Source organism: Desulfotomaculum sp. 1211_IL3151 (genome assembly GCF_036763075.1).
Lineage (GTDB): Bacteria > Bacillota > Desulfotomaculia > Desulfotomaculales > Desulfotomaculaceae > Desulfotomaculum.
Window position 1 is genome coordinate 1 of the sequence record NZ_JBAIYV010000057.1, and the last position, 26,136, is coordinate 26,136.

General features: G+C 43.4%; 25 protein-coding genes and 1 riboswitch. Of the genes, 17 read left to right on the forward strand and 8 right to left on the reverse strand.

All coding sequences use genetic code 11. From position 1 onward, the window contains the following. Nucleotides 1-213: 213 nt before the first annotated feature. From V6C11_RS15845 to V6C11_RS15895, 11 genes are all read left to right on the forward strand, one after another. Complete coding sequence (locus V6C11_RS15845; protein ID WP_333532173.1) at nucleotides 214-1,449, forward strand: competence/damage-inducible protein A; 1,236 nt, start codon at nucleotides 214-216, stop codon at nucleotides 1,447-1,449. 28 nt (nucleotides 1,450-1,477) lie between these two features. Then, nucleotides 1,478-3,076: a DEAD/DEAH box helicase gene (locus V6C11_RS15850; RefSeq protein ID WP_333532174.1), complete on the forward strand. Its 1,599-nt coding sequence runs from the start codon at nucleotides 1,478-1,480 to the stop codon at nucleotides 3,074-3,076. 203 nt (nucleotides 3,077-3,279) lie between these two features. Next, on the forward strand, nucleotides 3,280-4,329 hold the full coding sequence (gene recA, locus V6C11_RS15855) for a recombinase RecA (protein WP_333532175.1): 1,050 nt from the start codon (nucleotides 3,280-3,282) through the stop codon (nucleotides 4,327-4,329). A gap of 574 nt (nucleotides 4,330-4,903) precedes the next feature. Next, a complete protein-coding gene (gene rny, locus V6C11_RS15860; protein WP_442886080.1) occupies nucleotides 4,904-6,463 on the forward strand; it encodes a ribonuclease Y in 1,560 nt (519 codons plus the stop codon). A gap of 147 nt (nucleotides 6,464-6,610) precedes the next feature. Next, complete coding sequence (locus tag V6C11_RS15865) at nucleotides 6,611-7,129, forward strand: hypothetical protein (protein ID WP_333532177.1); 519 nt, start codon at nucleotides 6,611-6,613, stop codon at nucleotides 7,127-7,129. 17 nt (nucleotides 7,130-7,146) lie between these two features. Continuing rightward, nucleotides 7,147-7,926, forward strand: a complete 780-nt coding sequence (locus tag V6C11_RS15870; protein WP_333532178.1) for a TIGR00282 family metallophosphoesterase — start codon at nucleotides 7,147-7,149, stop codon at nucleotides 7,924-7,926. Nucleotides 7,927-8,053: 127 nt separating this feature from the next. Continuing rightward, nucleotides 8,054-8,314, forward strand: a complete 261-nt coding sequence (locus V6C11_RS15875; protein ID WP_008413380.1) for a stage V sporulation protein S — start codon at nucleotides 8,054-8,056, stop codon at nucleotides 8,312-8,314. Nucleotides 8,315-8,411: 97 nt separating this feature from the next. Beyond that, a complete protein-coding gene (locus V6C11_RS15880) occupies nucleotides 8,412-9,353 on the forward strand; it encodes a dipeptidase (RefSeq protein WP_333532179.1) in 942 nt (313 codons plus the stop codon). Between the two features lie 47 nt (nucleotides 9,354-9,400). Next, the gene (locus tag V6C11_RS15885; RefSeq protein WP_333532180.1) at nucleotides 9,401-10,285 is read left to right on the forward strand and encodes a PHP domain-containing protein; all 885 of its coding nucleotides are present in this window, start codon (nucleotides 9,401-9,403) and stop codon (nucleotides 10,283-10,285) included. A gap of 39 nt (nucleotides 10,286-10,324) precedes the next feature. Further along, a complete protein-coding gene (locus V6C11_RS15890; RefSeq protein ID WP_333532181.1) occupies nucleotides 10,325-11,485 on the forward strand; it encodes an LL-diaminopimelate aminotransferase in 1,161 nt (386 codons plus the stop codon). A 74-nt stretch (nucleotides 11,486-11,559) separates the two neighbouring features. Next, nucleotides 11,560-11,814, forward strand: a complete 255-nt coding sequence (locus V6C11_RS15895; protein ID WP_333532182.1) for a translation initiation factor 2 — start codon at nucleotides 11,560-11,562, stop codon at nucleotides 11,812-11,814. A 353-nt stretch (nucleotides 11,815-12,167) separates the two neighbouring features. On the opposite strand, the gene V6C11_RS15900 is transcribed toward V6C11_RS15895, so the two are convergent. Together V6C11_RS15900 and V6C11_RS15905 are read right to left on the reverse strand one after the other, a co-directional pair. Further along, the gene (locus tag V6C11_RS15900; protein ID WP_333532183.1) at nucleotides 12,168-12,758 is read right to left on the reverse strand and encodes an AAA family ATPase; all 591 of its coding nucleotides are present in this window, start codon (nucleotides 12,756-12,758) and stop codon (nucleotides 12,168-12,170) included. A gap of 114 nt (nucleotides 12,759-12,872) precedes the next feature. Then, entirely contained in the window at nucleotides 12,873-13,130 is a 258-nt protein-coding gene (locus tag V6C11_RS15905) for a helix-turn-helix domain-containing protein (RefSeq protein ID WP_333532184.1), read from the reverse strand. 419 nt (nucleotides 13,131-13,549) lie between these two features. On the opposite strand from V6C11_RS15905, the gene V6C11_RS15910 reads away from it, so the two are divergent. Beyond that, entirely contained in the window at nucleotides 13,550-14,287 is a 738-nt protein-coding gene (locus V6C11_RS15910) for a LytR/AlgR family response regulator transcription factor (protein ID WP_333532185.1), read from the forward strand. A 21-nt stretch (nucleotides 14,288-14,308) separates the two neighbouring features. After that, nucleotides 14,309-15,634 (forward strand): sensor histidine kinase, encoded by a 1,326-nt coding sequence (locus tag V6C11_RS15915; RefSeq protein WP_333532186.1) that lies wholly within the window; start codon nucleotides 14,309-14,311, stop codon nucleotides 15,632-15,634. Here V6C11_RS15915 and V6C11_RS18740 read toward each other — a convergent pair. From V6C11_RS18740 to V6C11_RS15935, 6 genes are all read right to left on the reverse strand, one after another. Continuing rightward, nucleotides 15,626-15,961: a spore germination protein gene (locus V6C11_RS18740; RefSeq protein WP_442886082.1), complete on the reverse strand. Its 336-nt coding sequence runs from the start codon at nucleotides 15,959-15,961 to the stop codon at nucleotides 15,626-15,628. The two genes, V6C11_RS15915 and V6C11_RS18740, sit on opposite strands and share 9 nt — an antisense overlap. Beyond that, the gene (locus tag V6C11_RS18745; protein WP_442886083.1) at nucleotides 15,930-16,199 is read right to left on the reverse strand and encodes a spore germination protein; all 270 of its coding nucleotides are present in this window, start codon (nucleotides 16,197-16,199) and stop codon (nucleotides 15,930-15,932) included. Before V6C11_RS18745 ends, V6C11_RS18740 begins: the two co-directional genes overlap by 32 nt. After that, complete coding sequence (locus V6C11_RS15920; protein ID WP_442886084.1) at nucleotides 16,102-16,896, reverse strand: spore germination protein; 795 nt, start codon at nucleotides 16,894-16,896, stop codon at nucleotides 16,102-16,104. The genes V6C11_RS18745 and V6C11_RS15920 overlap by 98 nt, the downstream gene beginning before the upstream one ends. Nucleotides 16,897-16,931: 35 nt before the next feature. Continuing rightward, nucleotides 16,932-17,192, reverse strand: coding sequence for a hypothetical protein (locus V6C11_RS15925; protein ID WP_333532188.1), 261 nt, complete (start codon nucleotides 17,190-17,192; stop codon nucleotides 16,932-16,934). Nucleotides 17,193-17,472: 280 nt separating this feature from the next. Beyond that, a riboswitch (cyclic di-GMP riboswitch) is annotated at nucleotides 17,473-17,562 on the reverse strand. Between the two features lie 42 nt (nucleotides 17,563-17,604). Then, nucleotides 17,605-18,906 carry a sensor domain-containing diguanylate cyclase gene (locus tag V6C11_RS15930; protein ID WP_333532189.1) on the reverse strand — a complete coding sequence of 434 codons (1,302 nt, stop codon included), beginning with the start codon at nucleotides 18,904-18,906 and terminating at the stop codon, nucleotides 17,605-17,607. A 42-nt stretch (nucleotides 18,907-18,948) separates the two neighbouring features. Continuing rightward, the gene (locus V6C11_RS15935) at nucleotides 18,949-19,476 is read right to left on the reverse strand and encodes a V4R domain-containing protein (protein WP_333532190.1); all 528 of its coding nucleotides are present in this window, start codon (nucleotides 19,474-19,476) and stop codon (nucleotides 18,949-18,951) included. Nucleotides 19,477-20,167: 691 nt separating this feature from the next. Here V6C11_RS15935 and V6C11_RS15940 point away from each other — a divergent pair. The 4 genes from V6C11_RS15940 (at nucleotide 20,168) to V6C11_RS15955 (ending at nucleotide 26,072) form a co-directional block, all read left to right on the forward strand. Further along, complete coding sequence (locus tag V6C11_RS15940; protein ID WP_333532191.1) at nucleotides 20,168-20,989, forward strand: hypothetical protein; 822 nt, start codon at nucleotides 20,168-20,170, stop codon at nucleotides 20,987-20,989. Nucleotides 20,990-21,315: 326 nt separating this feature from the next. Continuing rightward, nucleotides 21,316-22,635: a nucleotide sugar dehydrogenase gene (locus V6C11_RS15945; RefSeq protein ID WP_333532192.1), complete on the forward strand. Its 1,320-nt coding sequence runs from the start codon at nucleotides 21,316-21,318 to the stop codon at nucleotides 22,633-22,635. A gap of 33 nt (nucleotides 22,636-22,668) precedes the next feature. After that, nucleotides 22,669-25,881, forward strand: a complete 3,213-nt coding sequence (locus V6C11_RS15950) for a polysaccharide deacetylase family protein (RefSeq protein ID WP_333532193.1) — start codon at nucleotides 22,669-22,671, stop codon at nucleotides 25,879-25,881. Nucleotides 25,882-25,922: 41 nt separating this feature from the next. Then, nucleotides 25,923-26,072: a hypothetical protein gene (locus V6C11_RS15955; RefSeq protein ID WP_333532194.1), complete on the forward strand. Its 150-nt coding sequence runs from the start codon at nucleotides 25,923-25,925 to the stop codon at nucleotides 26,070-26,072. The last annotated feature ends 64 nt before the right edge of the window (nucleotides 26,073-26,136 follow it).

Genomic DNA, 26,136 nt, shown 5'->3' on the forward strand with positions numbered 1-26,136 from the left:
TTGTTGTGCCCAAATCGGGGCCTAAATGGTAAAATTCACTTTCGTAGATGTAATAATTTTTATGTCACAAATAAAAAAGGGCGTGTCGCCCTACGTTTTCAATTGAACGTTTTGCGACAGCCCCTTTGTTGTTTCAGATAATAAAATTTTAGTGAAGGGAAATAAATAGTATCGGAGAATAAGTATATGATACTGTGTGAAAAAGGTGATTAGATGCAAGCGGAGATTATTTTTACAGGTACAGAGCTGCTGGTTGGTGAGGTCTTAAATTCCCATGCCCAATATTTAGGTCGGCGCCTTACAGAGATGGGTATTGAGGTTATCCAGCATACTACGGTAGGCGATTATTGGGGACGCATGGGTTTAGTTTTGCTTCAGGCATTGGAGCGGGCAGAGCTTATTTTTATTACCGGTGGTTTGGGCCCGACCATTGATGACCTGACCAAGGAAACAGTGGCAGAAGTACTGGAACTGGATATGAAATTAGATGAGGCCTCCCTGGCAGCCATAAAGAATTATTTCAATAAAAGGGGCATGGAAATGCCCTCCAATAACACCAAACAGGCATTATTCCCAGAAGGTGCCAGGATATTACCAAACGCCAGAGGGACTGCCCCAGGGGCCATTGTTGAGGTAGATAAAAAAGCGGTTATTATTTTGCCGGGACCACCCTGGGAAATGGAGACCATGTTTGAAGACTCCGTGGTAGCCTATTTAAATAGTCTACCCCATAGGGGAGTTCTATGCACCTCTAAGACATTTAGGCTAACTGGTATTGGGGAAAGTACGGTTCAAGAATTAATCGATGACCTTTGCGGTATGGCCAATCCGGAAATATCCTTCTTAGTGCAACCGGGTGTTGTGGAAGTTCGGATAACTGGCCAGGGATCAACGTTGGAAGAGGCCTCTGCACTTGTTCAAAATCTATCGAAGCAAGTAAATAAACGTTTATTTCAATATATTTTTGCCGAGGATGACGAAAAGGTTGAGCAGGTGGTAGGGGAAATGCTGATCGATGCAGGGCTTACCATAGCTGTGGCAGAATCATGCACGGGAGGTCTCATTGAGGCTCGTTTATCTGGTATACCAGGTGCCTCTCGCTATCTGGTGGGTGGCGTGGTAGCCTATACGAATCCAGTAAAAGAAAGAATACTTGGCGTACCCCCTGAAACCCTAGCCCAACACGGGGCTGTCAGTCGCCAAACCGCTATCGCCATGGCTGAGGGAGTTCGCAGAAGGCTTGGCAGTAGTATAGGATTGGCTGTGACAGGGGTTGCTGGTCCTAATTCCAGTGAGGGGAAACCGGTTGGGTTAGTTTATATTGCTTTATCCTCACCTACTGGTGTATGTTATAGAGAATATCGATTTCCGGGGGAAAGAAAGGCCATTCGAAATGGTACCGTCAATGGGGCATTAAAGATGGCTAAGCACTTTTTACAAGGAAAGTAATTTATAGAAGCTAGAAAGAAGGAAATGAATGAATCGTAGAAGAGAGACTATGAACTTTGGTAATCTTGAAATGGATCACAGAATCGTTGAAGGTCTAAAAGAAATGGGATTTGAAGAACCAACACCAATTCAGCAACTGGCCGTGCCACAAATTTTAGCCGGTCATGATATGATTGGTCAGGCCCAGACTGGTACAGGTAAAACAGCAGCCTTTAGCATCCCAATGATCGAAAAGTTAAATCCAAGAAAAAGGGAAGTTCAAACAGTAATCATAACACCAACCCGTGAATTGGCCATTCAGGTGGCAGAGGAGATTTCCAAAATAGGACGCTACTGCAGAATTAAGGTTTTACCCATATATGGCGGACAATCCATTGACCGTCAAATAAGATCACTGCGGCAAGGTGTGCAAGTGATTGTTGGTACCCCTGGACGCTTGTTGGATCACCTGCGTCGACAAACTTTGAAGGTTGATCAGGTTGATATGATTATTCTTGATGAAGCGGATGAAATGTTGGATATGGGCTTTATCGAAGATATTGAGGAAATTATTCGACATACACCGGCGGAACGGCAAACCTTGCTTTTTTCTGCCACCATGCCTGGGGAAATTATTAGACTGGCGCACCAGTATATGAAGGAACCCAAATATGTTACGGTTAGTAAGGCCAACCTTACTGTGCCACAGATTGAGCAAGTTTATTATGAGGCACCGGAAAAAAATAAGTTAGAAGCACTTTGTCGTATATTGGACATAAGTGATATCGCCCAAGGTATTGTTTTTTGCCGTACCAAAAGGGGTGTGGACGAATTGGTGGCGGGTTTGCAGGCCAGGGGTTTTGCTGCAGCGGCTTTACATGGTGACCTCAGCCAGCAGCAAAGAAATGCCGTCATGAGGCAATTCAGATCAGGCGAAGCAGAACTTCTGGTAGCCACAGATGTGGCTGCCAGGGGGTTGGATATTGAGGGTGTCTCCCATGTAGTCAATTATGATATACCCCAAGATCCGGAATTTTATGTCCATAGAATTGGGCGGACAGGTAGGGCAGGCAGATCAGGTGTAGCCATAACCATCATTAGCCCCCGGGAATATCGCCAACTTCGCTTAATTGAAAATATAACCAAGAGTCGTATTAAAAGGGAGAACCTCCCTACGGTGGCTGATGTGGTGGAGCGTCAAAAGGAAACCATTAAGGAAAGAATGCTGCAGATTATCGAAGAGGGTAAGCTTGGTTACTATCGTTCGATTATCGACCCGCTGCTGGATGAGTATGATCCGATTGATATAGCAGCGGCTGCCCTCAAGCTTTCCATGGATATGGAACCCAGCGTTGATGAGATTAATCTAGATACCGTTAATTTTGGCAATACAGGTGCCAGGCCCGGCATGGTACGGCTATTCCTAACACTAGGCAGAAAAGACCGGACCAGCCCCGCTGAGATTATCAAACTGGTTTCCGATGAATCAGGTATTCCCGGTAGTCAAATAGGCAGCATTAACATCTATGAGAACTTTAGCTTTGTAGAGGTTCCCGAGAGCTGGGCCAACTGCGTTATCAGTTGCTTGCACAGACAGCACGTTAAAGGCAGAAGATTATTCGTTGAACCGGCCCGGGCTAGAAGGTAGTAATCACAGGCATTCTAAGCAGGCATATTAGCCAAGTTTGTGTGCATATTGGAAAATGTTTTTTCCAATATGCACACAGAACCTAGGCTGTGGATTGCTTGGCCTGTGATTTTTATTATGCGCCAGTCGGTTTTTTCTAATTGACTAGTTCTTTCATTGGCCCTATAATGAAAGGACGAACATGTGTTTTGGAGGGGGATTTTATGTCCGATAAATTAAAGGCCCTTGAACTTGCTTTGTCCGGTATTGAAAAGCAATTTGGCAAAGGCTCAATTATGAAGTTAGGAGACTCAACAAAATTAAACATAGAAGCAGTTTCTACCGGGGCACTGTCCTTGGATATTGCTTTGGGAGTTGGCGGACTTCCCAGGGGTCGCGTTGTAGAAATATACGGCCCGGAATCTTCTGGTAAAACTACGGTGGCCTTGCATGTGATTGCTGAGGCTCAGAAACAAAATGGTATGGCAGCCTTTATCGACGCGGAACACGCCCTGGACCCAGTTTATGCTAAGCGCTTAGGTGTCGATACAGCCAACTTGTTGGTATCCCAGCCGGATACAGGAGAACAGGCTTTGGAAATATGTGAGGCGTTGGTACGTAGTGGTGCTTTGGATGTTGTCGTTGTGGACTCTGTGGCAGCGTTAGTACCCCGGGCTGAAATAGAAGGGGACATGGGTGACACCCATGTGGGACTGCAGGCAAGGTTAATGTCCCAGGCTTTAAGAAAATTAACGGGTATTGTTAGCAAATCCAAAACCATTGTTGTCTTTATCAACCAAATTCGTGAAAAAGTCGGTGTAGTTTATGGTTCTCCCGAGGTAACCACGGGTGGCAGGGCCTTAAAATTCTATGCCTCCGTGCGCATGGATGTACGTAAGCAAGAAAATATTAAACAAGGCACAGATATAATAGGCAACCGCACCAAGGTGAAGATCGTCAAGAATAAAGTAGCTCCTCCCTTTAAACAAGCAGAGTTTGATATTATGTATGGTACAGGCATATCGAAAGAAGGTAGTATTCTTGATGTTGCCACAGAATTAAAGATTGTTAATAAAAGTGGCGCATGGTATTCCTATGGTGAAGAAAGATTAGGTCAGGGGCGTGAAAACGCCAAGGAATTATTTAGGGAAAGACCGGAACTATGTGCGGAAATTCAGGCTAAAGTTCGTGAAAAGCTATCCCTGGGCAGTGTGCTGCCCTCTGTAGAAGGGATTGTCGAGGAACAAGAGGATGGAGACGAGGATGACATTTAGTCGTTAGCTATTTTGAAAAATGACCATGAGCCATCGGCTTTAAAACATTCTATGGATGCCAGCCTGAGCTAGCGAAGGATCTTTCGGCCATTGAAAGGTTAGCCCCAAGATCCTTCGTTGTCACTCAGGAGGACACCGTTTTCATCCTTTTCTGGTGCCGCCGGGTTGCCTAAAGAGGGTGCACCGGACCCTAAAATAATACATGCAAAAAAGCCCATGGCCCATGGCCAATAGGCTGGCTCAGGGCTAACCGCTAAGGGCTTAAAAAAGCTGACGGCTCAAGGCTTAGGGCTTACAGACGGCAATCTTGACAGTGGCTAAAAAAACTAGTAAAATTACTGTTGGGAGAAAATAGAATTTGATATCTGGCAACAGTTAATATATATAAAATCCAATATATTCCTTAAGGCGCAAACACTATCCTTAGCGGGATTTTTGGCTTTATAGTTAAGCTCCATATCTTTGGTTGTTTGTAATACTGCACCGGATTTGGACAAACCCAGATATCTATTTATTTTCTACCGAGTAATGCTCGGCTTTTTTTGTTTATGATGATCTTGAATTTATATGCTTAATGAGACAGGAGGTGAAAATAGTGGAGTTACAAGTTGTTTTGGTGGCGGTTATTACCACCTTGATCGGACTAGTAATTGGATTTTTTATTCGAAAGAATATTGCCGAAGGCAAAATAGCATCGGCTGAAAGCCAAGCCAAGAAAATAGTTGAAGAAGCGGAGAAGGACGCAGAGGGTAAAAAGCGCGAGGCTATTGTAATGGCAAAGGAAGAAGTTCTAAAACTGCGGAACGAAATGGAAAAGGAAATACGTGACCGTAGAAATGAACTTCAGCGATTAGAAAGAAGACTTCTGCAAAAAGAGGAGACTCTAGACAGAAAGATGGATTCCATGGAAAAGAAAGAGGAATCCTTCAGTCGTAAGGAAGTTGAAATTGAAAATACCAAGGCTGAACTAACAAATGTTTTAAGTCGCCAGTTGGCTGAACTTGAGCGTGTATCGGGGCTTTCATCGGAAGAAGCCCGTCAGATCTTGTTAAATGATGTAGAGAAGGAACTACAGCATGATATGGCCGTAATGATTAAAGAATTTGAAAATCGTGCCAAAGAGGAAGCGGACAAAAAGGCCAGGGACATTATTTCGTCAGCTATTCAAAGATGCGCCGCAGATCATGTGGCAGAAGCAACGGTTGCGGTTATTCCACTGCCTAATGATGAAATGAAGGGTCGTATAATCGGTAGAGAAGGTCGTAACATTCGAGCCTTTGAAACCTTAACTGGTATTGACTTAATTATTGACGATACGCCTGAAGCTGTTATTCTATCCGGTTTTGACCCGATTCGTAGGGAAGTAGCACGTTTGGCCCTGGAGAGACTTATTTCTGATGGACGGATTCACCCTGCTAGGATCGAAGAGATGGTTGAAAAAGCCCAGAAAGATGTCGAGGTACAAATACGTGAAGCAGGTGAACAAGCCACCTTTGAGACAGGTGTACATGGCTTGCATCCTGAGTTGGTAAAACTGCTGGGTAGACTTAAGTTTCGTACCAGCTATGGTCAAAATGTTTTGAAGCATTCCATAGAGGTATGTCATTTAGCGGGACTAATGGCAGCGGAATTGGGTATAGATGTCAAATTGGCTAAACGTGCAGGATTACTGCATGATATTGGTAAGGCCGTTGACCACGAGGTGGAAGGACCACACGTGGCAATTGGTGTAAATTTATGCCAAAAATACAAGGAAAGCCCTGAGGTTATTCATGCCATAGCTGCACACCACGGCGATGAAGAACCAAAAACCATAGAAGCTGTTTTAGTACAAGCTGCAGATGCAATTTCAGCAGCCCGTCCGGGAGCTAGAAGGGAAACCCTCGAATCTTATATCAAACGGCTACAGAAGTTGGAAGAGATTGCAGGGACCTTCGAAGGGGTTGAAAAATCCTTTGCTATTCAGGCAGGAAGAGAGATTCGCATTATGGTTAAGCCTGAAAAAATAGATGATATGGCGGCTATTCGCTTGGTACGAGATGTTGCTAAAAAGATTGAAAATGAGCTTGATTACCCTGGACAAATAAAAGTTATTATTATTCGGGAAACCAGGTATGTTGAATACGCAAAATAAAACGACCTTCGGGTCGTTTTGTTTATTCCGCATTTTTTTACATTTATGGTACAAAATAATTTGGCTAAAAAATAATTTCCAGCAGGAAAGTATATTTAATAAAAGAATTATTACTTATTTGGATTGTTAAACAGGTGGTGACTTTAGTTGGATCTTCGCTATCATGGTAAGGAAGACCTTACCAATAGTGTTAGTTTGTTGATTTCGATTCTTATTCGATACCCAGAAGTGGCAAAGATAAATTATGACCCGGAAAGAAAAGTCTTAAACTTTACCTTTATTCACCTAGGTATCTTATCTGATCAGGAATTCGCTGGTTTAAAAAGTAATATACTTAGTAGTATTGAAATGTACAATACTCTTGAATGTAAAACCCCAAAGATGGTAAAACTTGATTATGATATCAGTGATAGTATCACCATGATTGGAATTCAAAGGGATGTCGAAACACTGGTTCAAGAGGAAATTTCTCTAATGGTAGAACTGTTTCGTCACTACATAAAAAATAATCTTGTTACGGATGACAATGAGAGCCTAGTGGATGAGGATTTAGTCGTTCAAGAAGAATTAATCGAGCATATGCTCGAGAGTGTTAAGGCAAAATCTGAAGATAAACGATTATATGCTTTCAGAGATGAAGGACGTGTTCTTGTTTTCAACAAATAGGGAGGCTTCCTAAAAAATTGCGCGTATTAATGATAGGGGACATCGTGGGTCGTCCCGGCAGAAAAGCTCTTTTAGACAATCTTCAGGCACTTCGTAAAGAATTAAAGCTCGATTTTGTAATTGCCAACGGGGAAAATGCTGCCGCGGGACACGGGATAACGAAGGAAATTGCCAAACAACTTTTCGCAACGGGTGTGGATGTATTTACGATGGGCAACCATGTTTGGAACAAAAAGGAAATTATACCTTATATAGAGAAAGAAAAAAGGATTATTCGTCCAGCCAATTACCCACCAGGGACCCCTGGTGTTGGTTACAGTATTTTTGAAACACAATTAGGCTATAAACTTGCTGTGATTAATATCTCCGGTAGAATTTTTATGCAGGAGCTGGACTGTCCCTTTCGAAAAATTGATGAAATCTTATTAGAAATACAAGACAAGGTAAACATTATTTTTGTTGATTTTCATGCTGAAGCAACCTCTGAAAAGGTTGCTATGGGTTGGTATTTGGATGGTCGGGTTACTGCCATATGCGGCACCCATACCCATGTGCAAACTGCAGACGAGAGAATATTGCCGGAGGGCAGCGCCTATATTACGGATATTGGTATGACCGGGCCAAGGGATTCTGTCATCGGGGTATGTACAAATGCCGTCATAGAAAAATTTATTAGTCAAATGCCTCGCCGCTTCGAAGTAGCGGATGGTGATTATCAGTTAAATGCGGTGGTTATTGATCTAAACCCTGAAAATGGTGTTGCAAAGAACATTCAAAGAGTTTTTAACCTTGAATAATTTGTTAAAAAAGGCACTAAAAAGTTTTTTAATTTCATGCAATAGAAGGAATTTTTAGGCGTCTGAAGAATAAAATCTATACAGGGATTAGAACAATCATCCAAACTAACTAAGGAGGTATTACAGCATGGAAGTTTTAAAAGTTTCAGCAAAGTCCAATCCAAATTCTGTAGCCGGAGCACTGGCTGGTGTGCTCAGGGAACGCGGTTGTGCCGAGATGCAAGCCATTGGTGCAGGTGCATTAAACCAGGCAGTGAAAGCCATAGCAATTGCTAGAGGGTTTGTTGCCCCTAGTGGAGTCGATTTGATTTGTATCCCTGCTTTTACTGATGTTATCATAGATGGAGATGAAAGAACGGCTATTAAACTTATTGTAGAGCCTCGCTAAATAAACATATAATTTAGTTAGTTCGGTACAACCTGTTTGCCAAAAGCAAGCAGGTTTCTTGCTTAATATCGACTAATTCATAAAGGGGGGACAAAGATTGCCTGTAATCGATGCACACTGTGATACCTTGACTGTTTTGTTAACTCAGGAGAGAAATCTAGGGGTATTTTCACAAAGGGGACATTTGGATATACCCAGACTTCGTCAAGGTGGTATTCATGTTCAATTCTTTGCTGTTTTTGTCGGTCCAGAACAGCATGATCGATCGGTGGCATATACAAATGAAATAATAAAACTTTTTAAACAGGAAATTAAAAATAACCAATCATCTTTGGTACATGCATGCAGCTATCACGATATTGTTAACGCTCATCATGAAGGAAAAATTTCTGCTGTTTTGACCATTGAGGGTGGTGAAGCATTGAATGGAAAAATTGAACAACTTGAGGATTATTATAAACAGGGAATTAGGGGACTGACCTTAACCTGGAACGGCAGGAATGAATTGGCTGATGGGGTAGGCTTAGGTCCCGAGGCTGCCGGTTTGACCACTTTTGGCAGACAGGTGGTGCAAAGAATGGTAGAATTAGGTATGATGATAGACGTATCTCATTTATCTGAGCCAGCATTTTGGGATCTCCTTTCAGAAGTACAGACCCCGGTTACAGCATCCCATTCAAATAGTAAATTTATCTGTGACCATTCCCGAAACCTTACGGATAAACAAATTAAAGCCATCGCAGAGAGTGGTGGTGTCATTGGTATTACCTATGTTCCACAGTTTGTAAATACACAGGAACCAACCATTGACAGGGTTATTGACCATATCGCTCACATTTACCAAGTGGGCGGTATTTCCTGCATTGGGCTGGGCTCGGATTTTGATGGTATTGATACTACCATAGAAGGTATGCATCATGCTGGCGAGGCAGTTCCTAATTTACAAAGGGCCTTAATTAAAAGAGGATTCACCACGGGTCAAATAGAAAAAATAGCAGGTGAGAATTGGTTAAGGGTGTTAAAAGAGGTGTGTGGGTAAACTCCCTACCGGATGCCGCTTGAGGCATGGGGGAACGGCCGTGGGCAATGAGCCCATGGCCAATTATTGCATATAAAAAAGCAGGGTATACTGAAGAAAAAAGCGGTGATAAAATAGTGTATGCGGATTTACATATTCATACAACGGCATCGGATGGTACAGATACCCCAACAGAGGTTGTCGGTAAAGCATTGAGAATAGGACTCTGTGCCATTGCTATTTCCGATCATGATACGCTGGAGGGGGTTAATGAAGCCAAGCGGGCAGCAGAGAAGTTCAATCTGGAGGTTATTTCCGGGGTCGAAGTAAATACCTTTGTTGACGGTAAGGAAATTCATATTCTTGGGTATCTGATTGATCCGGATAATGATGAATTTGTGAGCAAACTCATGGAACTGCAGGAGGATCGATTAACCAGGATTAAAAAAATGGTTGAAAAGCTAAGGGAGCTTGATATACAGATAGATTTAGACAGGGTTTTAGAATTGTCTGCAGGTGGTTCCATCGGACGGCCCCACCTTGCTCAGGCTTTAATGGAAAGTAGTTATGTAGCCAGCTTGCAGGAGGCTTTCACAAAATATATCGGTGCTGGCAAACCAGCCTTTATACCCAGGGAAAAACTCACCCCGGAAGAGGCCATTCGTTTAATCATTAAGGCCAGGGGAGTTCCTGTTTTGGCCCATCCCGGACTGTCTAAAATAGACTCTTATATAGAAAAATTTATTGCTGCTGGATTAAAGGGATTAGAGGTCTGGCACAGAAATCATACATCATTAATGGTTAATCATTATACCAAATTAGCTGCAGAGTATGATCTAATACCTACCGGCGGCTCAGATTATCATGGTGCCAGACACGATACCTGTAATGTTCTTGGAGGTGCAGTGGCACCTTATGAATCAATAAGGCTACTCAAAAAATCATTGGCATAAAATTAACCAGATTTTCATACCGAACGGAGTTGTGATGTGATGAAGCTAGCGAAAAGAATGGATGCCTTAGTTCCTGGGATATTTACAGAATTGGCCCGGGCAAGGGCAGAGAAGGAAAAAACGGGAACTTCTGTAATCGATTTAAGTATTGGCAGCCCAGATTTACCCCCAGCCCCCCATATTATTCATTCACTGGCCCAGGCTGTAATGAAACTGGATAATTATACTTATCCGATTAGTGGTAAGCTTGCTCTGCATAAAGCCCTAGCAGACTGGTATAAACAGCGTTTTAATGTTGAACTGGACCCAAACAAAGAGATATTAACCCTAATGGGTTCCCAGGACGGATTAGCACACGTGGCCCAGGCTTTTATCAACCCTGGCGATATAGCTTTGGTACCAGACCCAGGTTACCCCATTTATTCAGCAGCTATTCTATTGGCCGAAGGTCAGTTATATCCTATGCCTCTATTAGAGGAGAATCAATATCTTCCGGATTTGCAAAGTATTCCAGATGAAATAGCCAAAAAGGCTAAGATGATGACATTAAATTACCCGAATAATCCAGTGGCTGCCTCAGCAAATAAAGAATTTTTTGAACAGGTTGTTGAATTTGCCAAGAAATATGATATCGTAGTCTGCCATGATGTTGCCTATGCGGAGTTAGCCTTTGATGGCTTTAGGCCCATGAGTTTTCTGGAGGTTGCCGGTGCCAAGGATATCGGAATTGAGTTTTATTCATTATCCAAAACCTATAACATGGCAGGCTGTCGGATCGGTTTTGCCCTAGGCAATGCAGACATTTTAGCCGCACTGGGCAAGATTAAATCCAATATCGACTATGGCGTATTTTCTGCTGTGCAGGAAGCTGGTATTGCGGCTTTAACGGGCGATCAATCTTGCGTAGCACAGACTGCCGCAACCTACCAAAAACGTCGTGATATCTTGGTGGATGGGTTTGCCAAATTGGGTTGGCAGATGCCAAAACCACAGGCTTCCATGTTTATTTGGGCCCCGATACCCCCAGGACATACATCCTCTATGGAATTTTGCTTGGACTTATTAGATAAAACGGGGATATTAATGGTGCCGGGAAATGCCTTTGGAAAGCGGGGCGAAGGTTATGTAAGGATAGCCCTGGTACAAAAGGAAGAAGTGTTACGGGAGGCCCTGGAAAGAGCCAGGAGTTTCTTTCTCTAGCCTAACTAGTTAAATGTCTATGGAATCACCCCTATGCATATACTACTGTAAGTGTAATTAAGGGGTGGTGTGTTTTGAAAAGTAGTGCGGATATTCAGTATCTGCAAAATCGCATCAAAGAGCTTGAAGAAAAGGTTGAGCAACTAAGATTAAGCAGAAGGGTCTTAATGAATCTGATAGAAAAAATTGAGAAGGATAAGTCCTTATTCGTATCTAAATTAGAAAAAGAAAATCGAAAGCTCCATAAAAATAATTATCGTTATGCTCAAAACCTGATTCAACAAAATAGAAGAATTGTCGAGCTGCAAAATAGATTAGAAGATTTTTAAATTGATATGTAAAACCGCTGCTGCGGTTTTTTTATTTACTCTACTGACCCACATAATGCCTTTAAATTGACGGATTGACCGAAATTCTTGAAAGGGAGCAGTAGTAGAAATTACTGGCTCCCTTTTCATTTTAGGTAGATACCCTGTAGGTATCCCAAATGAGGATAAATGTGCTACCTACTGGCACTACTAAATTAGCGTGCTATTAGAAAGTGTAGCGAATCACGCTGAATGGCGTTAACCAGTTCACTGCCATTTTCGGTAAATAACCATGCTTCAAACCGTTGCCAATGACGGTGAGAAGTCACCACTTCTCCTCCGTCATTGGCATTGTTGTTTATGAATTGACCATTTCAATAGCAAGGATAAAATTTAGTAAGTTGAGGCTGACCAATTAGAAGTATAGTTAAGGGTGAATAGGAGTCGGCTTGATAGTTTAATACAAACCGTAACTCACCTAACATCCGAACAGAAAGTTCCTGTGCCTCATCTATGACAACTACTGGTTTTACTCCTTTTTGATTCCATTCCAACATTGATTGGCTTACCAGACGCTTGTTTTCTGATATTCCCCGTTGGGGTTGGACATTAATTTGGTAGAGTAAATTTTTGTAGAATTCCCCGGGTGTCAATTCAGAGTGAGCCAAGTAGATAAATCGATACCGTGATGCATCCAGATTATGCATGGTGGCCCGTAAGGTTGTGGATTTACCTGAGCCCACATGAGATAGTTGTGGTTTTGCTAACCGCAGCTTAATGGCTTCATCTAGCACTTCTTGTGGGAATGCTTTTAAACTGTTCTTTTCAGGTCTTACCTGTGGTTTTAGGGCTTCTAGGCCACCTTTGCGGTAGTTGGCTACATAACGTTCAAGAGTTCGCTCTCCTATTGTTATGAGTTGTTGATTCTCCCCCACATGTAGCATGGAAGCCATGTCCCGAATCATTGCGGTTTTTACTCCCCTGGGCAATTCTTTGGTCACTATTTTGCATATCTATATAGCCATGCCAATAGTTCTTTGACTACTTCAGTTGCTACTGTTGTGGATAAGGGTAGTAATTCACAGGCTAAGTATTTTATTAGTTTGAGATAACCCGGGAGCTATGAAAAGAGCCTGATTTAACGCCCTTTTTATCCACCGGCTGATAGAGCGTGGGTCATAACCAATTTCTTCAGCTATTTCCTTGACTGGTTTTCCCTCTAAGTTTTCAACCAATACCCGTTCATGGGTATCTATTAACTCTGGTTGGTAGGGCAGGATAAACTCCGGCCAGATACTGATAGTTTCCTTACAATCCAGGCAATACAACCGAAACATGGGTATTGGCACCTTGTTTACATGATCTAGGATTACAAATCTCCACCAACAAGTATGCCAGTGTAGTTTGTGGTCAGGATCACGTAAACATTGGATTTCTTTTGGCAAAAAACCTTTGGGTTTTCTAAATAACTGTTGATATCTGAACAATAAATTGGTATTCTCATTTTAAGTTGTGGCTTTTAGCCATGATGGGTTGTGGTATAGGGGGGGGTGAGCCGCCAAACTCTTTTAACCCCTTATGCCGATCATGACACCAAAAGCCGCCTCCTGCTTAAATTTTGAAGCATGAGACGGCTTTTCCGCATTTGTTGTCGTTTTTCCTGCCTATTATATATTTTTTATCCCTGCCACTGGCAATAGTTTCTTCACTGCCATTCTGCGCGGGTGGTAACAAGAAAGAAGGATAGTGAATTATTATGGTGACAGTATTTATATGTGATGACGATCAGGAAGCACTTGATAGATACGCCCGGTTGATTAACATAATATCGAAGAAAAATAAGATAGCGGTCTCAATTTCATCTTTCAACAGCGGAGAAGGATTGCTGTTTCATCTTTCCGATTCCCCGGATCAGGCAGATATCATTTATCTCGACGTTCTGATGGGCAAGCTTAATGGGATGGACACCGCAAAGAAGCTCAGGGAAATCGAATGCAAGTCTGAAATTATTTTTCTTACTACCAGCGAGGACTACGTTTACGATGCATTTGACACCGCGCCTGTTCAATATCTTTTAAAAACAGCAACCTCTACAGAAAAATTTGAACAAGTATTTCTCCGGGCTGTGGCGTTGGTTCAAAAAAAAGCGACGGACATGTTTATCATTGAATCGGGCAATATTCAAAAAGTAATCCCGACCAAGGATATTTCATATTTAGAAATTTGGAAACGTGTCGTCACGATCCATTACAATGAAACGGAGACAGTCGATTTCTATTCAACAATGGAAGAACTAGAGAGCCGGTTGCTGGACAAAGGGTTTGTCCGTATTCACCGCTCGTATATCGTATCCTTGTCCTATATTTCAAAGTTTCAGAAGAATAACCTTTTTCTGAAGACGGGCGAGAACATTCCCATTGGTGTGACTTACATGAAGGAAGTTCGGCAAGCATTCTCCGATTATATCAAGCGTGCCAATATCCATGGCCATTGAAGATAAAGGGGGAGAAAAAGCATGCAACTGTTAGGGTTTGTTTCACTGATTATCTATGATATTTTTATCCTTTACTATTTCAGAATGATGTTTCCGGAAAAAAGAAGCCATTGGTTTTATTATGCAGGCGCAGCAGTTGTCATCAATATGGGTGTTACCATACCATCCTATTTATTCCTGGATCACCGATTCGCAGTATTTCTCATGATGGGCTCTATGATGCTGGCCTTTCAACTGCTATTTCACGGGAATAGGATACAAATCCTTTATGCGGGCAGTATCTATATATTTTCACTATACAGTAGTAAAGGAATCATATTTTCGATTTATTCGATGGTTCTGCACAGTAGTATCAAAGATGTTCTCCAACATGAACTCTATTATGAAACGATATTCGCGCTTGCTGTGCTCCTTTCCATCCTGACTAGCCTGTTTATCCGTAAGGTGGTCCTTCCGGACGAAAAAGCCAGGCACTTGCTTCATAACAGAGGACAGCTTAGGTTTGTTGTTATTTACCTGATTTTCGAATTGGTATTCTTGATGTTGATAAACGATGGGCGATATCACGATGAGATCAGCCAGTCCTGGCTTTCTTCCTTATATTTGGGAGCTTGCGTCATCGGTAAATTGTGGCTGATGTTTGTTTTCAATCATACATCCAAGGCAACTGAATCGCTTGAGTATGAGCTGCATACCCGTAAATTACAGGAGCAGTTGTCCCGTCAAATGCGGCACTATCAGTCTTATCAAAAGTATACGGAGAGCTTTCGAGTATTCCGGCACGATTATGTGAAGCTGATGACTTCAGTCAAAATCCTGATGCGCAATCAGGATTTTGAAAAGGCCGCAAGAATGCTGGACGAAATTCATGATACCATGCAGCGTGATGTACTGGTTCATAAAACTTATTCCGACAATATTATTTTGGACGCTATATTGCAGGATGAAGCCAACAGTTGTGAAGAAAAAGGCATCCGCTTTTCGGCGGTCACACATCTCCCTGAAAACATCATGAAAGAGTTGGATATTGTCCGTGTTTTCTCAAACATAATTGACAATGCCATCGACGCCTGTAATAAGCTATCCGGCCCGGATCGGTACATTGAGATTACCAGCGATGCAAACGAGGATTGGATAACCATTGAGGTTTCCAATTCGTTTAACGGTGATCTTAACATGGTGAACGACATGCCGGAAACTACCAAGGAAGACAAGGATTTTCATGGTCTTGGTTTACGGATCGTAACTGAGACGATTGAAGGTCTCGGTGGCCTGGTATTCATTGAGCCAGACCAGATAAAGAAAATCTTCCGGATAAGGCTCTGTATCCCTAAAGCTTCATCGTAGCGTCACCATGTTCAGGACACGAAATAAGAAATTGCAGACCAATTGGACATGGAGAAAAAACGCCGTTCCTTCCAGGATGTTTCCATGACCTAGTAAGGATGTGGTGAACAAGAGTGGCATACGCGCTAAAGAATCTTGCATATTGCTCTTAACGGCGAAACCGTCGAAATAGGATACTCCAAAGGATGTCAACGTGGAAAGATGGACCAGCAACGCCAGGAATCCCATCGCAACATCGTAAAAGCCTACAAATCCAGTCAGAACCATCATTACAAATCTCAGAATAGAGCTGGAGTCATTTTGACTTGGTACCAGAAAGTCGGCCACCGCTGTCTAGCGAGGTGATCACCATGGAAGCGCTGACCAGACCGGCTGCTACGGCCGCATCACCCATAATAAGCGCGCCTACGATGCTGATGGCCTGACCGACTGGGTGAGGCAGCCGGATTCCGGCCTCGCGCAAAAATTCAAATGCAAATACCATGATCAGTGCCTCTATTAAAGCCGGAAATGGCGTTCCCTTGCGCGCGTTTGCAATCGTAAACAGTAGCGTAGTAGGGATCAGTTCTTAATGGAATGCGGTCAACGAAATATATGTGGATGGAGCGAACACCGTTATAAAAGATGCAATGAAACGCAATATCCATGTCACGCTGGCGTACAGTGGGCGGGCATAGTAATCTTCGGCAGTCTGGAAGCTTTCGATAAACAGCATCAGCGCACTTAGCACAAAGGGGGTCCCATCGACCACGATGGCGATCCGCGACCACATCGGGTTTCTCGCTGTAGCCTACGGTAGCAAACGGCGAAAAAGGCGCATCCTCGATATATTCCTCAATATAGCCCGACTCCAAAATAGAGTCCACGTCCAGCTGACTCACGCGATCCTTAACTGTCTTTATTACCTTGAGGTCGGTCACACCGCTTAAGTACATCAGGCACACATCGATCTGGGTCTTGCGGTCAACAGTCATGTGGTCTACACGTAGCTGCTCACTGCGGATTTTTCGCCGGATGGGTGATGTGTTTGTGCGCAGGTTTTCGGTAAACCCCTCGCGCTGGCCCCGCACCACAGTTTCAGACTGGGGTGCGGGGCCAGCGCGTTTTTCCCAGCCCTTGGTGCTGACCACAAGCGCAGAGGTACATCCGTCAATAAGGATCGCTTTGTCACCAGACAGGTAGCTCGCGGTGAGAGTAGTCAGCGACTGGACAGTTCGGATATCACCGGAGCATAGGACCTCCGTTGGAGTGCCTCCAGCAATTCCTGTCTAGCCAGAGGCTGTTCATTCCCCGGCTGTCAGCTCATCACCGGGCGCAGAATAGCATTGGTTAAAGTCGGGTTGTCAACCAGGTCATCTATAAACACCAGCGCTCCCGAAAAGGAGTTGTTTGTCCCGAACCGGAATGGGTGCATCTTTAAATTGTTGCTGTCGCCCAACATGATTTTTAATCTATCCAGGTTATCCTGGAGCTTTTCTTTAATTTTGCTTTCCTGTTCATCGCTGTTTTTCGATGGCTCATCACCCTTTGAGTGTACGGAATTGCTTAAGTATCGCATTTTTCGCTTAAAAAATCCAAAAACAATCGAGGTCATATCCTTTCAATGGAGATTTCCTTTTATATAATTATTGGCATAATTTTCTTCTTTTTTATGTAAAAGTCGTTCAATCCCAACCTTAATTGGGAACAAAAAAATACCAATTGGGTACAAAGGAACCAAAGGAACGGTATCCAGGTAAGCGAATGTTCAGTTTTGGTTTTTCCTAAGAATAAAAAGAGCATGTTGCAGTCAAGCGGCACTCTTTATTTGGGGCAAAAAGCCTTGATGCTTTATCAAATTCGGCGGCCAGGCTGCCATTCCTCTGGTTGGAGGATTAGGCCCTCTTGCTTTGCGTCCCGGTGTTTCCGCCGGTTTGCTAGTATTGTGATAAGTCACTTTTCTGTCTTTCAGTAAACTATGATGCTGTACATTAACCATCATGAGGTTTACCTTTTGCTTTTTTCTGCTTTTTTTGGTTTTTGCATTGATACATCTTTTTGTCAGCCAAGTCCAGCAGGTCGGCAACCCTATAGGCAGGTCTTGGATTATTAGAAAAAGGAGTTACTCCATGACTGAAGGACAACGTGTAGGGCTTGGGATTTTTACGATCCAGATTGTTCAATTTCTCGTACATCCTTGTAATAATTGTTTCTGCGACCTCTTCTGTACAGTCCTTAAAGATAATCAAGAATTCATCACCGCCATACCTGCAGACCATATCCGAACTGCGGATGGAAGAGAGAAGCACCTTGGCAATAGTCTTGATCGTATAATCCCCTTCGCTGTGACCGTAATTATCGTTTATGGTTTTCAAACCATCAATATCAACAAAGGCAATACAGTAAGTTTTCGAAGAATCAGAGCGGGCCAGTATCTTTTCCAGCTCTCGCAGTCCCGTTTTACGGTTATAGGTGCCGGTCATCTCATCCACCGTTGCCGATATCTTTAATTGATATTTGTTGATTTTCCATTCGCTAATGTCTTCAATCGTATTGAAGTAAAATACCTGCCCGGTAGGGAGTAAAAAGCAGTTGGATGTGACCCAGTACCATGTGTTGTTGCGTTCTTCATAAACCTCTCGGGAAACCGGAAATGTATTTTCTTCTTTGCTTATCGTAATGTTCTTTGCGATAAGGCCGAGCATATCGCTCTTGGTTTGCCCTGAAATATCGTCTATATCACCAAACAGTTCTTTTGCCGAATGGTTAGCGTAAACTACATGTCCGCTGCCATCCACCTCCAATACTGAGACATGGAGTAAATCAAGTGTCTTTAAAATCTGATGGTAACGCCAGCTGTTAAAGGGTACGGGTATATTCGAATTACCGATGCTGCCTGCCTCCCGTGTGGAGGCCGCCATCACCTGATCGACCAACTCGTTAAATATATCAAACAGTTCGCCGGGACCATCCAGTTTACCGACAATATATCCTGATCGTAATTGCCGTAAGCCCCATATCAACGTAGACAGTTGAGAGTGGAGCTCCTTCAGAGGGCTGGCCATATAGTTATGCCGGGGGGGATGGGGACCGTCCAGCTTACCCTGCGAGAGGTCCAGTGCCAGACGGTTCATTTCATTTAAGTTCTGTATCAATTGATTAATTTGTACGGCAAGAGTCTGCAATTCGGGTATGAGAGTATGCACTTCCGTGGCGTTGTTTTGCTGTCCGGATAGAAGTTTCTCCAATACATTTTGCATTTCTTCCAGTACTCTTTTACTTTCATCATCCATCCTTGTCCACCTCCTCTCCAAAGTCATTCTTATATAATAGCATCACGCCGGTTTAGACGTTACAGAGAACCGGCAGATTCTACCTCCGGTTGCCCAGCAGTCGATCTCTCTGACCGTAAAAGAGTGGCCGCTGTATACTTCTAGAATGCCCGCAATAAATCCCTCGTCATAATCACACACAGTTTGACCGGTGATGGGCAGGCCCGAACAATCCAGATCTTCCGCAACCGTCAAGGTAAAGAACAGCGAATCCAAATCGGCTTTTTCAACGCGAAGATAGCCGATTTTTAGCTCCTTGAGCTTATTGGTCAGGTTGGCAATAAAGAAATCAAAATCGCCTGAAAGGTCCAGTACATTTTTTGCGAACTCTTTACCGGCTAAGTATCCGGCTGCCCGAAGCAGGCTGCTGGCAGTTTCCTCGTCATATTCACGAGTCAGGATATCCCTTAACGAATATTGAAACAGGCGGTAAACCAGCACAGGCATGTCCGGTCCCATAGTATCCCTGCCTGCGCCAATATCTCCGAGCCCCTCCCACGTGAACTTGGATGGTTTGTTTGTATATTGCATTATGTTGTCCTCCTTTAGCTATTGAAATAAATTAAGCGCATATTCTTGCCCTAGCGTGTCAAGTATAAAGCGGCTAAAGGATACTGTGTTCTGTTATGCGCTTAATTTGCCTTTTTTTGTTCCGAATTAGTGAAGCGGCATTACTGATATGTTCCTACGATTACCGAAACCGTCTGATTGCTGCCATACGGAATAATGGAGTGACCATGTTCCGATATGATGACGCTGGAAACCTGCTTCAGGATGACCGGATTCGCTGTTGTTGTTACCGTATAAAGCGGCGTGGACCAGGGGAAATTCGGAACAGAAAAAGCTTCATTGGATACAAGATTGCGGCGGCATCCTTATAGGCTGATATATTTTTGAATCAAGAAGTGCTTTTAGAATACAGATACTACTAATAATTATTTACGTTTGGAGGAACTGAAAATGCAAAAAGCCTAATTGCTATATTGTTAGCATGTCTGCTGGCCGCAGTTTTCGTTGCACCTGTACAGGCGGAGGAATCAGTAAAATATGGTCGATATCCCAATGCTGAATCAAAAATGTTTGTGACGGATGGCGACTACTTTTATTACATGATGTTTTCCACTGAGAAAACACCATATAGTCTTGTAAAACAGGCGAAAGATGGTAGTACGAAAACGGTAATACATACTTCTGGGACTATCAAATCCAAAATCTTAATCTTATGGATGGCTGGATTTATTTCAGCAAACAGGCTGATGTGTATCGGATTCGTACTGACGGCACAAAGCTGAGCCGCCTCTACACAGCACGAACAGCTGCCAGCAGCGACTATTCAGTCACCATCTGGGACATCCTGGCGGTGGATGATAAGCTCTATGTGCTATATAGCGATTCAACCGTAAAGCCAGGGAACAAAGTAATATCCATGAACCTTGACGGCAGCAGTCCTCAAGTTATATACGAGTCACTTTCCAGCTTGGGTGCTGCGATGACAATCTACGACGGACAAATCTTCCTATTGACTCAAAATACACTTTCCGTTATGCGCTATGATATCAGGGAAAACAACGTAAATACTTTTGTTTTGAAAAATGCTCGTATGAAAGCTGGCAACTATTATTTGCAGGTATCTTCCGCGGGACGGTTGTACTTTTACTCAGCTCCGGCTGATTATGGAGATACTTCCTCAGCTGCATACAGCTTCAACCCTGATGGCTCTGATGTGCGGCAGGAGACTGTTTATAGTCGTTACATCATAGTAGACAATACCATCTTCTACTACGAGTGTTCGGATGGAAATATTTACAGCACTCTTTTAAATGGGGACAGCACTCCAGTTAAGGTTACCGACTCTAAAATAAGAGGATTTTTTACCTACCACAATGGGTATCACTATACATACAACTTTGTCCAGAGCCGAGGCAAGGAGGGACAGGAGGTTAAAATCTATAAGGTTACTTCTTTCACCACGGCACCTCAATCCTCGGGAACATACGGCTCAGCCGATGAAAAGCGCTTATGTCAGCAATTTCGCAGGTCTTAACGGAGTAAGATTCTCCGTTAAGACCTTTTTTACTTATATGACTTTGTATATCGCATGATGTTGAAATTTCAATGGTTAAGAATAAGAGTTTTGATATTCAAGAAGAGACTGCATGGTGCCGCATCAATAGACTCCCTTTCTTCTTTACCAATTCTCCATTGGGAACATAAAAACCTTAATTGGGAACAAAATTCAATCACAGAAACGAAGAAGTTAGTATAATTTTGTCCTAATGATGGCTCCGTCCTGTACGGCAAAACAACCCATGCCCGGACGCAGTACATGATTATTAAAAGAGATATTAAACACATCATGGAGGGTTTCCCATGGATTTCATTCAAGAAATTAAAAGTAAAAAAGAAAAAATTGTGGTTATCGGACTAGGATATGTGGGACTCCCGCTTGCTGTTGCCTTTGATAAAAAAACTTCCGTCATAGGTTTCGATATCAACAAAGAAAAGATCAGCAAATTAAAGCAAGGGATTAACCCTACTAAAGAGGTTGGAAATGAAGCAATACAGGAAACGACGGTGGATTTCACTGACGATGCCAGCCGCATTGGGGAAGGAAGGTTTCTAATCATTGTCGTCCCCACCCCGGTTAATGCCGATAAGACGCCGGATCTCACGCCTGTCATCAACGCCACGAAAATGGTGGGCCGGGAACTTAAAAAAGGATCTGTGGTTGTGTACGAGTCAACCGTTTACCCCGGAGTGACAGAAGAAATCTGCATTCCCGTATTGGAAAAGGAATCTGGCTTGACTTGTGGGCGTGATTTTAAAGTGGGATATTCCCCGGAACGGATCAATCCCGGCGATAAGATTCACACGCTAGAAAATATAAAAAAGATCGTCTCCGGCATGGATGGAGAAACTCTTGAAATTATTGCCGGTGTCTATGAAATGATCGTAGGCGCTGGCGTTCATCGTGTGAGCAACATAAAAGTAGCGGAAGCCGCCAAAGTAGCGGAGAACAGCCAGCGGGATATCAATATTGCTTTTGTCAATGAACTCGCCATGGTATTTGACCGGATGGACATCGATACCAGGGAAGTCATTGAGGCCATGAATACCAAATGGAATGCTCTTGGGTTTTATCCCGGTCTGGTCGGCGGCCATTGCATTGGAGTAGACCCCTATTATTTTATCTGGGAAGCGCAGAAATTGGGCTATCATTCCCAGATCATCCTCTCAGGACGAAAAATCAATGACGGGATGGCCAAATTTGTGGCAGACAACATCATAAAACAGTTGATTCTGGCGGATAAAACAGTAAAGCGGGCGCGGGTAGCCATTCTGGGTATTACCTTCAAAGAAAACTGCCCGGATGTGAGAAATTCCAAAGTGGAGGATATCGTAAATTTCCTGAAGGTTTATGGGATTCAGCCGGTTATCGTAGATCCGGTGGCAGAGACGGATGTTATCGAAAGCATTTATGGGGCAAAACCGCTTCCCCTTTCGGAAATAAAGGAAATGGACTGTGTTGTCTTTGCGGTTGCTCACAAAGAATTCAGAGGGATACCCATAAACGAGCTTAAATCCATGTTTGTTCAGGGGGAAAACGATGAGAAAATCGTCATCGATATAAAAGGAATTTTGAACAAACAGGAGGTGGTAACTGCAGGACTTCGGTATTGGCGATTGTAAGGCTTAGAGCAGGAAGGAAAGGTAGATAACAGGATGATTCAGTACATAAAAGAACATAAACTGAAAATCGTGCTGATTGCTTTGCTTGTGATTGCAATTTTCGGGTTAGGTTACTATTTCTTCTTTTCAGGAAATGGAAATGACTCGGACGCCGCAGTTAAATCAAAATCATACGACGCCACGGCTGATATTGAAAAGGCCCTGGGGAACTTAAAGGACAGCGAACAGGCTGCAGGGGTTATCAAAGGGGTAAATACCTTTGAAAAAGTAGCTGTCCTTACCTTTGACGGAATGCTGGATCAAGACACCGCCGGGAAGCTTTTGAAGCTGTTAAAGGAATATAATGTCGAGGCTGTCTTTTTCCTGCCCGGGATTCCCACTTCGGAAGATTCGGAAGCGGTAAAGCTCATTGCCAAAAGCGGACAGACCATCGGCAACTATACGTTATCGGCACGAAAATACATGGAAGATCTCGCTCCAGAAGAAATGGTGGAAGATTTCTGCAAAGCGAACCGTATCCTTATCGACATTACCGGGGTTACGCCGGTATTGGTAAAAGCAAACCTCACGGAATACACCGGTGATTTTCTGCACGCGGCCTATGCCAGCAGCCTAAGTCAAGCTGTGAAGACCGATTATTTCCTGAATTATCAGAGCTTTTCATCCCAGAAAGATGCGGATGAATTCTTGAAAGGCATTAAGAGGGGTTCGGTTATTTCCTTCAAGACCGACAGCCCCTTAAATGAATCTGAATACATCCCGATTGGGACAGAAAAAGAGGCTAAACCTGCAATCGATAAGGAGGCGAGCCTGCCTGAAAAAGAGGAAGCAAAACTCAATAAGAACCGGGCGCTTCTGCAAAATGTACGGTACCTGCTCGAAGCAATGATGCAGGACAATTACTCCCTGGTTCCTGCCTATGAGCTGGCAGTTTATGAGGATGCAGCTTACAGCAAGGATTTCAGCCAGCTCAAGGCAATTAACAACGAAAGGCTTGCACAAGTACATCAGAAGATCAGCACTTCACTTTCGTCTGTAGCATTGTCTTTCCGGGGCATTGGAAACAGCGAAAACCTTGAGGCAATGCTTTCCTGGCTGAAAGAGAAAAACATAAAGGCTACCTTTTTTGTGACAGGAAATGAAATACTTCAATACCCTGAGCGGATCAAGGCGATATTAAAAGCCGGCCACCAAATCGGAAACGGCGGGTTGACCGGAGAGTCCTTAGAGGGCAGAACCTTTGAAGAGGCGGCCTTTGAAATCTACAAATGCAACGAATTGCAGCAAGAAAAATTTCAGGTCTATACCAAGCTATTCATGCCGGCATACGGCCAATACAGCGATTCGATTCGCGAGGCCGCTTACGCTCTGGGGTACACCCTGGTGACTTACAGCAAAAACCCGGTGACAGACGACAAAGCATCTATCCCTGAAATCCTGCAATATTTTGACAAGGGCTTTAAGCAAGGGGATATCCTTTATTTCAGACTTGATTACCATAAAGACATTGTAAAGATCGTGGATGAAATTTATAAGATAATAAAGAACGCCGGGAAAAGCGTTACCCTTATCCAGAACCTGCTGGACAATCCAGCGGATACTGATCCTTATCACGTTGATAAAGCACCTGGCAACTATACCGAAATGCGAAAGGCAAACAACGGACATAAAGCAAGGCAGCTAACCTATCTATATACAGCTCAGTCCGCCGTTTCCTTTACCTTCAGGAGTATTTCCGACCGGGATAAGTTGTTAAAGGTATTGGATGCGTTAGACCAGCTGGATGCGAAGGGTACCTTCTTTGTAACGGGTAAGGAAATATTGAATCACAAAGAAAACGTGGATGAAATTGTAAGACGCGGACATCAGATTGCAAATGGTGGATATGGGATGAACACAAGTGATTCCAGCACCCTGGATTTTGAGACCCTATGCTATGAAATCGACATGGGTGAGAGATACCTGAAAGCCTATCTCGGCAGCGCTTATAAGGACTCTGAGAACAAATATTATATGCCCATGTATGGCGCAGGGGGCAACATCCCGGAAGCGGCCAGCGCTTTGGGATATGATCCGGTCGCTACGTACAATCGCAATGCCATGATGTCGGCATATCGAAATTTACCGGCAGACGAGATCATTGCGAAATACTATGCTAATGTGTCCGCCATGCACCGAGGCGATGTGGTTTATTTCCGTCTGGATTATTTAACAACGGAAGGCGCCGTCGAAGAACTGGTGTATGAAACCGGAATAAAGATGGTAAAAAAGGTGCCCTACGATATTGTCACAATTGCGGATTTAGCCAGAAGCAACCTAGTATATGAACCAAGATCCAGGGATGATGCCATTGGGAGCGATTTAATAAGAGCTTCCTATGGCAACTCGGAAACAGACCTATTATCAAAGATATTCCGTGGTTATATAGGCAATCCGTCTATCAGTTCCAGCGGGAACCTCCTTGGGTTCACAGATGAAGAAATCAGCAGAATTGATACGACCGGTAGGATTGACACCAAGGGTGAAAAGGTAATCTTCCTGACTTTTGATGATTGGGGCTATGACGATAACATAACTCCGTTGCTGGATGTTTTGAAAAAATACGATGTGAAGGCTACTTTTTTTGTACGGGTAGGAAATGCGAGTCTTCCCCTTGATAGCAATATGTACATGCCGAACCTATTAAGGGCAATTGCACTGGGCGGACATGACATAGGAAGCCACACCTTTAGCCACATGAAGGTAGATATTACGACGCAGGCGGAAAAAGAACAGTTGCAGCAAAATCTAGTCGCCGCCCACCGGGAAATGTCCAGATACATTGGAGATACCGGAAGTCTGAAGCTTTTCTTCCGGCCACCGACTCTTGCGGTCAGCAAACTAGGACTGGAAACCGTGTTTGACTGCGGCTATGAGTATATTATCAACGGCGATTTCAGCACTCACGACTATGAGGCTTCCAGCGCACAAGAATTAATTGATAAGTTTAAGTACGGCATTGATAGAAATGATGCCGTGGCAACGCAAGACACCCCGGAGGAATCCGTATTTCGGATAGAACCTGGCAGTATTGTAGTCATGCATATGTCGGAAAATGCAAAATTTACACCCGCAGCGCTGGATGAGGTCATTCCTTATTATATGGAACAGGGTTACCGTTTTGCCAAATTGAGTGATTATTTAACGGGCGGCTATGAGAATCCTCCCGTAGTTAAGACTGAAACATCAGCACAAATTGAGCATTAAGGGGCAATGAAATGAATATGAGGTTATTCAATAGGAGGAGAGTGAAAAAAGGCACAGAAACAGACGATGTTTTGCTGGCCCCCTTAAAGGATAGGCGGCTGCTCTCCAACGTACCAGATCAGGAAGCCCTGGTCTTCTGTCAAGATATCGGACAAGTTAAAAGTAGAAATATCCCTAGTTTATTGTTTTAACATGCTAAAGCACTTTCGAAATCATAAGGTGATATCATGCCACAATGTTCATGAATTCTAACAG